10 protein-coding genes are annotated in these 12864 nt (G+C 67.6%); all 10 read left to right on the top strand.

Annotated elements, in window-relative coordinates:
- The first annotated feature begins 28 nt into the window (after positions 1 to 28).
- On the top strand, positions 29 to 697 hold the full coding sequence (locus WG923_RS29575) for a MotA/TolQ/ExbB proton channel family protein (protein WP_340354626.1): 669 nt from the start codon (positions 29 to 31) through the stop codon (positions 695 to 697).
- Between the two features lies 1 nt (position 698).
- Positions 699 to 1115: an ExbD/TolR family protein gene (locus WG923_RS29570; protein WP_340354625.1), complete on the top strand. Its 417-nt coding sequence runs from the start codon at positions 699 to 701 to the stop codon at positions 1113 to 1115.
- Between the two features lie 11 nt (positions 1116 to 1126).
- Positions 1127 to 3742: a leucine--tRNA ligase gene (gene leuS, locus WG923_RS29565; protein ID WP_340354624.1), complete on the top strand. Its 2616-nt coding sequence runs from the start codon at positions 1127 to 1129 to the stop codon at positions 3740 to 3742.
- On the top strand, positions 3739 to 4233 hold the full coding sequence (locus WG923_RS29560) for an LPS-assembly lipoprotein LptE (protein ID WP_340354623.1): 495 nt from the start codon (positions 3739 to 3741) through the stop codon (positions 4231 to 4233). Before leuS ends, WG923_RS29560 begins: the two co-directional genes overlap by 4 nt.
- 167 nt (positions 4234 to 4400) lie before the next feature.
- Complete coding sequence (gene rocD, locus WG923_RS29555) at positions 4401 to 5690, top strand: ornithine--oxo-acid transaminase (protein WP_340354622.1); 1290 nt, start codon at positions 4401 to 4403, stop codon at positions 5688 to 5690.
- Positions 5691 to 5867: 177 nt separating this feature from the next.
- Entirely contained in the window at positions 5868 to 6950 is a 1083-nt protein-coding gene (gene holA / locus WG923_RS29550; protein WP_340354621.1) for a DNA polymerase III subunit delta, read from the top strand.
- A 176-nt stretch (positions 6951 to 7126) separates the two neighbouring features.
- Positions 7127 to 8407, top strand: a complete 1281-nt coding sequence (locus WG923_RS29545; protein WP_340354620.1) for a glutamate-5-semialdehyde dehydrogenase — start codon at positions 7127 to 7129, stop codon at positions 8405 to 8407.
- 95 nt (positions 8408 to 8502) lie between these two features.
- Positions 8503 to 9798, top strand: coding sequence for a glutamate--cysteine ligase (gene gshA, locus WG923_RS29540; protein ID WP_340354619.1), 1296 nt, complete (start codon positions 8503 to 8505; stop codon positions 9796 to 9798).
- Between the two features lie 129 nt (positions 9799 to 9927).
- A complete protein-coding gene (locus WG923_RS29535) occupies positions 9928 to 11796 on the top strand; it encodes a potassium transporter Kup (protein WP_340354618.1) in 1869 nt (622 codons plus the stop codon).
- A 31-nt stretch (positions 11797 to 11827) separates the two neighbouring features.
- Positions 11828 to 12790 carry a glutathione synthase gene (gshB, locus tag WG923_RS29530; RefSeq protein WP_340354617.1) on the top strand — a complete coding sequence of 321 codons (963 nt, stop codon included), beginning with the start codon at positions 11828 to 11830 and terminating at the stop codon, positions 12788 to 12790.
- Positions 12791 to 12864 lie beyond the last annotated feature (74 nt).

The following is a 12864-nucleotide window of genomic DNA, read 5'->3' as shown; positions in this document are numbered from 1 at the left end:
GCCTTGGGGCGGCCCGGCGGCGGACCGCATGAGCTTCCTCGATCTCTTCCGCCAGGGCGACGCGGTCACCCAGGTGGTGGCGATCCTGTTGCTGGCCATGTCGGTGTCCAGCTGGGTGATCATCCTCTGGAAGGCCTGGGTCCTGCAGCGGGCCGGCTCGGACGTGGCGCGCAGCACCGCGGCTTTCTGGCAGGCCGGCTCCGTCGTCGAAGGCCGGCAGAAGGTCGAAGCCTTCGACCGCGAAGGCCTGGTGCTGCCCCTGATCGCCGCCACCGAAATGCAGGCGCCCGGCTCGCTCGCTTCCGCCGGCGACAAGTCGCAGCAGCTCACGCGCGTGCTGCGCAACGCGCTGCATGCGGTGCTGTTCAAGCTGCAGTTCGGCCAGGTGCTGCTGGCCACCGTGGGCACCACGGCGCCCTTCGTTGGGCTGCTGGGCACGGTCTGGGGCATCTACCACGCGCTCACCGGCATCGCCAGCGCCGGCCAGATCACGATCGACAAGGTCTCCGGCCCGGTGGGCGAGGCGCTGATCATGACGGCCGCGGGCCTGGCCGTCGCCATTCCCGCCGTGCTGGGCTACAACATCTTCGGCCGCGTCATCGGCCGCATCGAGGCGGACCTGGAAGGCTTCGCGCGCGACCTGCGCGAGCTGCTGGTGCACCCGGCGGTGCCCGTCGCACCCGTCGCGGTCGCTTGATATGGGGTTCGGCCGGCTCGAGCGGACCCAGGGCGATCCGCCGCTGAGCGACATCAACGTCACGCCGCTGGTGGACGTGATGCTGGTGCTGGTGGTGATCTTCATCATCACTGCGCCGCTGCTGGCCAGCTCGATCCGCCTGGACCTGCCGCGCGCCGAGGGCACGCAGCCCGGCGACGCCCCTCGCTTCGTCACGGTGGTGCTGGACCGCGGCGGCCAGGTCTTCCTCAACGACAAGCCCGTCACCGCGGCGGAACTGGCCGACCAGCTCACCGCGACGGCCAAGCAGAACCCCGAGACGGAGATGCAGTTGCGCGCCGACCAGACCGTGCCCTACGGGCGGGTGGTCGAGGTGATGGGCGTGGCCCACAAGGCGGGCCTGAGCCGGATCGGCTTCGTCGCGGAACCCGCGAAATAGAATTCCCCAACATGGACGAAAAGTACAACCACCTGGCGGTCGAGCGCGCCGCGCAGGACGAATGGACCGCGCGGGATGCCTACCGTGTCACGGAAGACACGCGCAGGAAGAAGTTCTACGCCTGCTCCATGCTGCCCTACCCTTCCGGCAAGCTGCACATGGGGCACGTGCGCAACTACACGATCAACGACATGTTGACGCGTTACCTGCGCATGAACGGCTACAACGTGCTGATGCCCATGGGCTGGGACGCGTTCGGCCTGCCGGCGGAGAACGCGGCGCTGAAGAACGGCGTGCCGCCGGCGAAGTGGACGTACGAGAACATCGCGTACATGAAGGGCCAGATGCAGGCCATGGGCCTGGCCATCGACTGGTCGCGCGAGATCGCCACCTGCGACCCGAGCTACTACAAGTGGAACCAGTGGCTGTTCCTCAAGATGCTGGAAAAGGGCATCGCCTACCGCAAGACCCAGGTCGTGAACTGGGACCCGGTGGACCAGACCGTGCTGGCCAACGAGCAGGTGATCGACGGCAAGGGCTGGCGCACCGGCGCGGTGGTGGAAAAGCGCGAGATCCCCGGCTACTACCTGAAGATCACAGCCTACGCGCAGGAGCTGCTCGATTACGTGCAGAAGGACCTGGGCGGCTGGCCCGAGCGCGTCAAGCTGATGCAGGAGAACTGGATCGGCCGCAGCGAGGGCGTGCGCTTCGCGTTCCCGCATGACATCCGGGGCGACGACGGCCGCCTGATCGGCGACGGCCGCATGTACGTGTTCACCACGCGCGCCGACACGATCATGGGCGTGACCTTCTGCGCCGTGGCGCCCGAGCACCCGCTGGCGACGCAGGCCGCGAAGACCAATCCGAAGCTCGCCGCCTTCATCGAGGAATGCAAGAAGGGCGGCACCACCGAAGCCGAACTGGCCCTGAAGGAAAAGGAGGGCATGCCCACCGGCCTGAAGGTCACGCACCCGATCACGCACGAGCCGGTGGAGCTGTGGGTCGGCAACTACGTGCTCATGGGCTACGGCGACGGCGCCGTGATGGGCGTGCCGGGCCACGACGAGCGTGACTTCGCCTTCGCGCTGAAGTACCGCCTGCCGATCGTGCAGGTGGTGCATGTGGACGGCGAGGAATACGACTACAAGAAGTGGCAGGAGTGGTACGCCGACAAGGAGAACGGCGTCACGATCAACTCCGACATCTTCAGCGGCTTCAACTACCAGGACGCGGTGAACGCCGTGGCGCACCACCTGCAGCAGAAGGGCCTGGGCGAGAAGAAGGTCACCTGGCGCCTGCGCGACTGGGGCATCAGCCGCCAGCGCTACTGGGGCACGCCGATCCCGATCATCCACTGCGACGTGCACGGCGCCGTGCCGGTGCCGGAGAAGGATCTCCCGGTGGTGCTGCCGCAGGACTGCGTGCCCGACGGCACCGGCAACCCGCTGAACAAGCGCGAGGACTTCCTCGCCTGCTCCTGCCCCGTGTGCGGCAAGCCGGCGCGGCGCGAGACCGACACGATGGACACCTTCGTCGATTCGTCGTGGTACTTCATGCGCTATTGCGACCCGAAGAACGACCGGAAGATGGTCGCCGAGGGCACGCAGTACTGGATGCCGATGGACCAGTACATCGGCGGCATCGAGCACGCCATCCTGCACCTGCTGTACGCGCGCTTCTGGACCAAGGTGATGCGCGACGTCGGCCTGGTGAAGATCGCCGAGCCGTTCACCAAGCTGCTGACGCAGGGCATGGTGCTCAACGAGGCCTTCTCGCGCACCGTCACCGGCAAGCAGTACTACTGGGCGCACGAACTCGACATCGTGCGCGACGAGCACGCGCACGTGGTTTCCGCCACGGCCAAGGCCGACGGCCAGCCGGTGCTGTACGAGGGCTGGACCACGATGTCCAAGTCCAAGAACAACGGCGTGGACCCGCAGGACCTGATCGAGAAGTACGGCGCCGACACCGCGCGCCTGTACACGATGTTCACCGCGCCGCCGGAAGCCACGCTGGAATGGAACGACGCCGCGCTGGAAGGCAGCTACCGCTTCCTGCGCCGGGTGTGGAACTTCGGCGTCAAGCTGGGGCTGGCGCCCGCCGCGCCGGCCGCCCCCACCGGCAAGCAGTCGCAGGCGCTGCGGCGCGAGATCCACATGGTGCTGCGCCAGGTGGACTACGACTACCAGCGCATGCAGTACAACACCGTCGTTTCCGGCGCGATGAAGATGCTCAACGCCCTGGAGGACTTCAAGGGCGCGGGCGAGCCCGGCGCGGACGCCGCGCTGCGCGAAGGCTTCGGCATCCTGCTGCGCGTGCTGTACCCGGTCACGCCGCACATCACGCACGCGCTGTGGCAGGAGCTGGGCTATGCCTCCGCGCAGGGCGACCTGCTCGATGCCCCGTGGCCGCGGGTGGACGAGGGCGCGTTGAAGCAGGACGAGGTCGAACTCGTGCTGCAGGTCAACGGCAAGATGCGCGGTTCCATCCTGGTGCCCGCGGGCGCGGACAAGGCGGAGATCGAGAAGATCGCGCTGGCGAGCGAAGCCTTCGAGAAGTTCGCCAACGGCGCCGCCGCCAGGAAGGTGATCGTGGTGCCGGGCCGCCTCGTCAACGTGGTGGTATGAAGCGTCGCCTCGTGCTTACGGTCGCCGCGGCGCTGCTGGCCGGCTGCGGCTTCCAGCTGCGCCAGGCGCCGGACTTCGTGTTCGATTCGATCGCCATCAACGCGCCGGCCGGCTCGCCGCTGGCCGGCGAGCTGCGGCGCAGCCTGGCGGCCGATGGCCGCGTGCGCGTGCTGCCGGCCGGCACCGACATGGCGAAGGCGCGGGTGGTGCTGGATGTGCCCACGGAGCTGCGCGAGAAGGTGGTGGTGGGCTTGAACGCGAGCGGGCAGGTGCGCGAGTTCCAGCTGCGCACGCGCGTGCACTTCCGCCTGCGCACCGGCCAGGGCAAGGAGCTGATCCCGGACACGGAACTGCTGCAGCAGCGCGACATCAGCTTCAACGAAGCGGCGGTGCTGGCCAAGGAGGCCGAGGAGGCCCTCCTGTACCGCGACATGCAGACCGACCTGGTCCAGCAGCTCATGCGGCGCCTGGCCGCCATCCGTTCCCTGTAAGACACAGCCGGACGGGCTGTCCTCGGGGGGCCTGCACGGCCTCCCCGGCGCCTCCTACAGCCGCGCCGGTCGGCCGGTGCGAACCTTCCGACCAGATGCCGCTCCGGCGTGCTTGCGCGTGCCCTGCCGCGGCCCCATCTTGCAGAAACGTCGTCGGGAGCTGTCGCATGGATGCCACCGGAACCCCTGCCTCGCAGTCTTTCATCCAGCAGGAAGCCCGCCACGGCGCGCGCAACTATGCGCCGGTGCCGGTGGTGGTGGACCACGCGAAGGACTGCCTGGTCTGGGACGTGGAGGGCCGCGAGTACATCGACATGATGAGCGCGTACTCCTCGGTGAGCCACGGCCACCTGCATCCGCGCATCGTCGCCGCGGCGCACCGCCAGCTGGAGAAGGTGGCCGTGATGTCCCGTGCCTACTACGGCACCACGCTCGGCCCTCTGCTGGAAAAGTTGAGCGAAGTCACGGGCTTCGAGCGCGCCCTGCCGATGAACACCGGCGCGGAAGCGGTGGAAACCGCGATCAAGTGCGCGCGCCGCTGGGGCCACCGCATCAAGGGCATCCCCGACGGCATGCAGAAGATCCTGGTGGCGCGCGGCAACTTCCATGGCCGCACCAGCACGATCGTCGGCTTCTCCAGCGAGGTGGAGTACCGCGCGGGCTTCGGCCCCTTCTGCGACGGCTTCCAGCACTTCGACTTCGGCGACATGGCCAGCGTCAAGGCCGCCGCCACGGAGCACACCTGCGCGGTGCTGATCGAGCCGATCCAGGGCGAGGCCGGCGTGATCGTGCCGCCCGCGGGCTTCTTCCAGGAACTGCGCGAGTGGTGCACGCGCAACGACATCCTGCTGATCGACGACGAGGTGCAGGCAGGCCTCGGGCGCACCGGCAAGTGGTTCGCCTTCGAGCACGAGGGCATCCGGCCCGATGCGCTGATCCTCGGCAAGGCGCTCGGCGCGGGCCTGCTGCCGGTGAGCGCCTTCTGCGCCGACGAGCGCGTGATGCAGGTCTTCGTGCCGAACAGCCACGGCTCCACCTTCGGCGGCAACGCGCTGGCGGCCGCCGTGGCGCTGGAGGGCCTGAAGGTGCTGCAGGAGGAGGGCCTGGTGGAGCACTGCGCGGAGAAGGGCGCGTACCTGTTCCAGCGCCTGCGCGAGGTGCAGGCGCAAGTCGCGCCGCTGATCCGCGACGTGCGCGGGCGCGGCCTGTGGATCGGCGTGGACATCGAGCCGTCGTGCACCACCGCGCGCGACCTGGTGGAGCGCCTGGCCGCCAACGGCGTGCTGTCCAAGGAAACGCACGACACCGTGATCCGCTTCGCGCCGCCGCTGACCATCACCTTCGACCTCATGGACCGCGCGGTGGACATCTTCCATCGCGTCGCGCGGGAGAAGCACCAGGAGCTGGGACTGGGGACGCGAGCGGGGTCGGCGAACGGGGTGAAGGCGACGGTTTAGGCGATCCGACAAGCAACAAGCAACAACCAACTTCCGGACGCAGAGGACGCAAAGGGTACGCAGAGGACGCAAAAGAAAACCTTCTAAAGTTTTCTTGGTCTTTTTTGCGTCCTCTGCGTACCCTTCGCGTCCTCTGCGTCCGGCTGTCCGCTTTTCTCCCCCGCTAAACTTGCATCCATGCAACTAGCCGCGGCGCAACTGGCGCAACACCTGCAGAAGGGGCTGCGGCCCCTGTACACGCTGCACGGCGACGAGCCGCTGCTGGTGCAGGAGGCGGCCGATGCCATCCGCGCGGCGGCGCGCGTGCAGGGCTATACGGAACGCACCGTGCACACGGTGGCCGGCGCGCATTTCGACTGGAGCGCGGTGCTCGCCGCGGGCGGGTCGCTGAGCCTGTTCGCCGACAAGCAGATCGTCGAGGTCCGCATTCCCTCCGGCAAGCCGGGCAAGGACGGCGGGGCGGCCCTGCAGCAGATCGCCGAAGGGGCGGCGGGCAACGACAGCACGCTGACGCTCGTCCTGCTGCCCAAGCTCGATTTCCAGACGAAGAAGACGGCGTGGTTCGCCGCCCTGGAGGGCAACGGCGTGGCGATCGAGCTGCCGCCGGTGGAGCGCGGCGCGCTGCCGCAGTGGATCGCGCAGCGCCTGTCGCAGCAGGGCCAGCGCGTGTGCAGCGGCGAGGAAGGCCAGCGCACGCTGCAGTTCTTCGCCGACCGGGTGGAGGGCAACCTGCTGGCCGCCTACCAGGAGATCCAGAAGCTTGCGCTGCTCTATCCGGCCGGCGAGCTGCGCTTCGAACAGGTCGAGACGGCGGTGCTGAACGTCGCGCGCTACGACGTGTTCAAGCTGTCCGAGGCGGTGCTGGCCGGCAATGCGGCGCGCGTGCAGCGCATGCTCGATGGCCTGCAGGCCGAAGGCGAGGCGACGGTGCTGGTGCACTACACGCTGGCGGAGGACATCCGCTCGCTCAAGCGCGTGAAGGACGCGATGGCCGCCGGGCGGCCGCTGCCCATGGCGCTGCGGGAGCAGCGGGTATGGGGCGTGAAGGAAAAGCTGTTCGAGCGTGTGCTGCCGCGCCTGGCGCCGACGGTGCTGGACAACCTGCTGCATTCCGCGCACGTGGTGGACGGGATCGTGAAGGGGCTGAAGGAGCCGGGCTGGCCGACGGAGGGGTGGCAGGCACTGCACCGGCTGGCGATGGACCTGTGCCTGGCGGTTGCTCCCTCCCCCTCCGGGGGAGGCCTCCGGGGCCCCCGATAAAAAGGCCTGCCTTTTTGTCGGGGTGGAGGTGGGGGTGGGGGCGCTCCGGGGCTCGAACCTGAGCGGCGGCTGACCGGGCACCCTCACCCCGGCCCTCTCCCGCAAGCGGGAGAGGGAGAGCCCCCACCCTCACCCTCCCCCGGAGGGGGAGGGAACAAAACCGGATAATCAGGGCCATGAACGCCCTGAACGTCTCCGAGTACATGCACACCCTGGGCCTGCAGGCCCGGCAGGCGTCCGCGCGCATGGCTTCGGCGTCGGCGGCCGAGAAGAGCAACGTGCTGCGGGCCCTGGCCGCGCTGCTGCGCGCCAGCGGCGAAGCCCTGCAGGCGGACAACGCCAGGGACATAGCCCGCGCCACCGCCGCCGGCCTGGCCGCGCCCATGGTGGATCGCCTGAAGCTCACCCCGAAGATCATCGAGACGCTGGCCATCGGCTGCGAGCAGCTGGCCACCATGCCGGACATCATCGGCGAGGTGATCGGCATGAAGCAGCAGCCCAGCGGCATCCGCGTCGGCCAGATGCGCGTGCCGATCGGCGTGTTCGGCATGATCTTCGAGAGCCGCCCCAACGTCACGATCGAGGCGGCAAGCCTGTCGATCAAGAGCGGCAACGCCTGCATCCTGCGCGGCGGCTCGGAGGCGATCGAGTCGAACAAGGCGCTCGCCCGCTTGGTGCAGCAGGCGCTGGCCGAGGGAGGGCTGCCCGCCGACGCCGTGCAACTGGTGCAGACCACCGACCGCGAGGCGGTGGGCCGCCTGATCGCCATGCCCGAATCGGTGGACGTGATCATCCCGCGCGGCGGCAAGAGCCTGATCGAGCGCATTTCCCGCGAGGCCAAGGTGCCCGTGATCAAGCACCTGGATGGCAACTGCCACACCTACGTCGACGATCCCTGCGACCTCGAACTGGCCGTCAAGGTCACCGACAACGCCAAGACCCAGAAGTACAGCCCCTGCAACGCCAGCGAGGGCCTGCTCGTGGCGCACGGCGTGGCGCGCGCATTCCTGCCGAAGATCGGCGCGGTGTTCGCGGCCAAGGGCGTGGAGATGCGCTGCGACGCCGAAGCGAAAGCGATCCTGCGGCAGGTGCCGGGCGCCGACGTGCAGGACGCGACCGAGCAGGACTGGTCCGAGGAATACCTGGCGCCCATCATCAGCGTGAAGGTGGTCGACGGCATCGACGAGGCCATCGCCCACATCAACCGCTATTCCTCGCACCACACCGACGCGATCCTCACGCGCGACCACGTGCACGCGCAGCGTTTCCTGCGCGAGGTGGATTCGGCCAGCGTGATGGTCAACACCAGCACGCGCTTCGCCGACGGCTTCGAATACGGCCTGGGGGCGGAGATCGGCATCAGCACGGACAAGTTCCATGCGCGCGGGCCGGTCGGCCTCGAGGGCCTCACGTCCCTGAAGTGGATCGTGCTGGGCAACGGCGAAGTGCGCGGCTGAGCCAGCCTCTTGCAACCGCCGCGGTTGCCCTCAGCTCCTAGAATCCCGGGGTTGGGCGTCCGCCCAGAGCCACAGAAGAACGAGGCCCAGGCCGCATGGTTCCGCATCTCATCACGGCCCTCACCGGCCCGATCAACGAGCTCGAGCAGCGCATCCTCGAGTCCATGCCGGCGGTGGAACGCTGGTTCCGCCTCGAATGGATGGAACACACGCCGCCCTTCTACTGCTCGGTGGACATCCGCAACGCCGGCTTCAAGCTGGCGCCCGTCGACACCAATCTCTACCCGGGCGGCTGGAACAACCTCACGCCCGAGATGCTGCCGCTGGCCGTGCAGGCGGCCATGGCCGCGGTGGAGAAGATCTGCCCCGAAGCCAAGAACCTCCTGATCATCCCGGAGAACGGCAAGCGCGGCAGCTCCTACCTGAGCAACATCGCGCAGCTGCAGCGGATCTTCCGCATGGCCGGCCTGAACGTGCGGGTGGGTTCGATCGACCCCGACATCAAGAAGCCGACCACGATCCAGCTGCCGCACGACGATCCGGTCACGCTCGAACCGGTGGTGCGCACCAAGCGGCGCCTGGGCCTGAAGAACTTCGACCCCTGCACCATCCTGCTGAACAACGACCTCACGGCCGGCGCCCCCGGGATCCTGGAAGACCTGCACGAGCAGTACCTGCTGCCGCCGCTGCACGCGGGCTGGTCGGTGCGGCGCAAGAGCCGCCATTTCCAGAGCTACGAGGACGTCGCCAAGCGCTTCGGCAAGATGCTGGGCATCGACCCCTGGCTGGTCAACCCGCTGTTCAACCGCTGCGGCGAGCTGGAATTCGGCAAGGAAGAGGGCATGGAGTGCCTGCGCACCAACGTCGATGCGCTCATGGCCAAGGTGCGCAAGAAGTACAAGGAATACGGCATCAACGAGAAGCCGTTCGTGATCGTGAAGGCGGACTACGGCAGCGAGGGCATGGGCATCATGACCGTGCGCGACGTCAAGGACCTCGAGCGCCTGCGGGAGATCCCCAGGAACAAGCGGCCGGTCGTCAAGGGCGGCAAGGCCATCACCGACGTGATCATCCAGGAAGGGGTGCTCACCGCCGAGCGCATCAACGAGGCCGTGGCCGAGCCGGTGGTCTACATGATGGACCGCTACGTGGTGGGCGGCTTCTACCGCGTCCATCCCGAGCGCGCCATCGACGAGAACCTCAACGCCCCGGGCGCCACCTTCGTCCCGCTGGCTTTTGCGGAGAGTACGCGCTTACCTCAGCCCGGACAGAAGCCGGGCGCGAGCGCACCGAACCGGTTCTACATGTACGGCGTGATCGGCCGCCTGGCGATGCTCGCCGCGAGCTACGAACTGGAAGCCACGGATCCGGACGCCGAAACCTATGACTGACTGACAGCCGCCGCGAGCCCGAGTTGTTGCATGGCAACATTCACCCAACCGGTATCGGGCTCGGGCGCACAATAGCGGTCCCAAGTTCAAGACCCTGCCGGATCCCTACTGTCCGGGACGGGGCTGTTCGTGCAGAACTCGAAATCCTCCCTTGCGGCGCTCACGCTCGGCGCCATCGGTGTCGTCTACGGTGACATCGGCACCAGCGTGCTCTATGCCGTCAAGGAAGTCTTCGGCGGGCACCACGTGCCGTTCACGCCGGCGAACGTCTACGGCGTGCTGTCCATCTTCTTCTGGACGCTGACCGTCATCGTCTCGATCAAGTACGTCGTCCTGGTGCTGCGGGCCGACAACAACGGCGAGGGCGGCCTGATCGCCATGCTGGCGCTGGCCTCGCAGGCGGTGAAGGACAGGCCGCAGCTGCGCCACCGCCTGCTGATCATCGGCATCTTCGGCACCTCGCTGTTCTATGGCGACGGGGTGATCACGCCCGCGATCTCGGTGCTGTCGGCCGTCGAGGGCCTTGAGGTCGTCTCGCCGCGCTTCAAGGAATACGTGATCCCGCTCACGCTGGTGATCCTGCTGATGCTGTTCGCCGTGCAGAAGCGCGGCACCAGCGGCATCGGCAAGTTCTTCGGCCCGATCACGCTGGTGTGGTTCATGACGATCGCGGTGCTGGGCGTCTCGCACATCCTGCGCCACCCGGAGATCCTGAAGGCGCTCTGGCCGGGCTATGCCCTGTCCTTCATGTGGCACCAGCCGGGCACCACCTTCATCATCCTGGGCGCGGTCGTGCTGTGCGTGACGGGCGCCGAGGCGCTCTACGCGGACCTCGGCCACTTCGGCAAGAAGCCGATCCGGCTGGCCTGGTTCACCGCCGTGATGCCGGCGCTCACGCTCAACTACTTCGGACAGGGCGCGCTGCTGCTGGCGAACCCTGAGGCGGTCAAGAACCCTTTCTACCTGATGGCCCCGGAATGGGCGCTGCTGCCCCTGGTGCTGCTGGCGACGATGGCGACGGTGATCGCGTCGCAGGCCCTCATCACGGGAGCCTTCAGCGTGACCAAGCAGGTGGTGCAGCTGGGCTACCTGCCGCGCCTGAACGTGCAGCACACCAGCGTGCGCGATACCGGCCAGATCTACGTGCCGGCGGTGAACTGGGGCCTGTTCGTCGCGATCGTCGTGGCCGTCGTGATGTTCCGCTCCTCCAGCGCGCTGGCCTCGGCCTACGGCATCGCCGTCACGCTGGACATGCTGATCACGACCACCCTCACCTTCTTCGTGATCCGCTACGGCTGGCACTATCCGCTGCCGCTGTGCATCGCCGCCACCGGCTCGTTCTTCGTGGTGGACCTGGCCTTCTTCAGCTCCAACATGCTCAAGCTTCTCGAGGGCGGCTGGTTTCCGCTGTTGATCGGCGGCTGCATCTTCACGCTGATGACCACGTGGAAGCGCGGCCGCAACATCCTGAACGAGAAGCTCAAGACCGACGCGATCGACCTCCAGAGCTTCCTGGAATCGGTTTTCTCGCAGCCGCCGGTGCGCGTGCCCGGCACCGCCGTGTTCCTGACCGCGGAGCCCGGCACGGTGCCGAACGCGATGCTGCACAACCTCAAGCACAACAAGGTGCTGCACAACCACAACCTGTTCGTGACGGTGCGCAACCACGAGGTGCCGTGGATCGGCCTGGACCGCCGCGCCGAGATCGAGCCGCTGGGGCACGACTGCTGGCAGGTGACGCTGCACTACGGCTTCAAGAACGACCCGGACGTGCCGCGCGCGCTGGACCAGATCCGCAACCGGGGCTGCGAGCTGGATCCCATGACCACCAGCTACTTCCTCTCGCGCGACAACGTGGTGCCCACCATCGGCGGCGGCATGGCGCGCTGGCGCGAGAAGCTGTTCGCGCAGATGCACCACAACGCCAGCGCCGCGGCGGACTTCCTGAACCTGCCGAACAACTCGGTCGTCGAACTGGGATCCAAGGTCGAAATCTGAGGGTTTCCGTTTTGTGCCAAAGTCAGGTGCAATGAACATCCTCTTCGTCGCCGACCCGCTCGAGGTCTTCAGGATCTACAAGGACACGACCTTCTCGATGATGCGCGAGGCGCAGCGGCGCGGCCACCGCATCGCCGCCTGCGAGCCCCGCCACCTGACCTGGCGCTCCGGCGACCTGGTGCACGCGGAAATCCGCGAGATCACGCTCACCGGCGCGGAAGAAGAGTGGTTCCAGGTGCGCCACACCAGCGTGCGGCCGCTGAAGGACTTCGACGCGGTGATCATGCGCAAGGACCCGCCGTTCGACAGCGAGTATTTCTATGCCACCCACCTGCTGGAGCAGGCGCAGCGCGAGGGCGCCAAGGTGTTCAACCGGCCTGCGGCCCTGCGGGACCACCCGGAGAAGCTGGCGATCATGGAGTTTCCGCAGTTCGTCAGCCCCACGCTGGTCACGCGGTCGGCCGACGAGGTGCGGCGCTTCCACGAGGAGCACGGCGAGATCATCTTGAAGCCCCTGGACGGCATGGGCGGGATGGGCATCTTCCGCGTCGGTCCCGAGGGGCTGAACCTGGGCTCGATCATCGAGACCCTGAACCAGCATGGCGCGACCACGATCATGGTGCAGCGTTTCGTGCCGGAGATCACGCAGGGCGACAAGCGCGTGCTGGTGATCGGCGGGCAGGTGGTGCCGTATTGCCTGGCGCGCATCCCGCAGGGCAGCGAGATCCGCGGCAACCTGGCGGCCGGCGGCAAGGGCGTGGCGCAGCCGATCTCCGACCGTGACCGCGACATCGCCGAGACGATCGGCCCGCTGCTCAACGAACGGGGCCTGCTGCTGATCGGCCTGGACGTGATCGGCGACTGCCTCACCGAAATCAACGTCACCTCCCCGACCTGCTTCCAGGAAATCACGCAGCAGACCGGCTTCGACGTGCCGGCGATGTTCGTCGATGCGCTGGAGGAGGCCGTGGATCGGGATCGGACGGTGCTGTAGGAACTGCAGAAACCAGATACCGGACGCAGAGGACGCAAAGGGTACGCAGAGGACGCAGAAAAATCCTTTAAAGG

Origin of the sequence: Ramlibacter sp. AN1133 (assembly GCF_037890035.1) — a bacterium.
Taxonomy (GTDB): domain Bacteria; phylum Pseudomonadota; class Gammaproteobacteria; order Burkholderiales; family Burkholderiaceae_C; genus Ramlibacter.
This window is presented reverse-complemented; position numbering and strand designations above follow the sequence as displayed.

Bases quoted from the DNA above. Each gene is read 5' to 3' on its own strand.
- WG923_RS29575 (WP_340354626.1), top strand. From the start codon at position 29: ATGAGCTTCCTCGATCTCTTCCGCCAGGGCGACGCGGTCACCCAGGTG.
- WG923_RS29570 (WP_340354625.1), top strand. From the start codon at position 699: ATGGGGTTCGGCCGGCTCGAGCGGACCCAGGGCGATCCGCCGCTGAGC.
- leuS (WP_340354624.1), top strand. From the start codon at position 1,127: ATGGACGAAAAGTACAACCACCTGGCGGTCGAGCGCGCCGCGCAGGAC.
- WG923_RS29560 (WP_340354623.1), top strand. From the start codon at position 3,739: ATGAAGCGTCGCCTCGTGCTTACGGTCGCCGCGGCGCTGCTGGCCGGC.
- rocD (WP_340354622.1), top strand. From the start codon at position 4,401: ATGGATGCCACCGGAACCCCTGCCTCGCAGTCTTTCATCCAGCAGGAA.
- holA (WP_340354621.1), top strand. From the start codon at position 5,868: ATGCAACTAGCCGCGGCGCAACTGGCGCAACACCTGCAGAAGGGGCTG.
- WG923_RS29545 (WP_340354620.1), top strand. From the start codon at position 7,127: ATGAACGCCCTGAACGTCTCCGAGTACATGCACACCCTGGGCCTGCAG.
- gshA (WP_340354619.1), top strand. From the start codon at position 8,503: ATGGTTCCGCATCTCATCACGGCCCTCACCGGCCCGATCAACGAGCTC.
- gshB (WP_340354617.1), top strand. From the start codon at position 11,828: ATGAACATCCTCTTCGTCGCCGACCCGCTCGAGGTCTTCAGGATCTAC.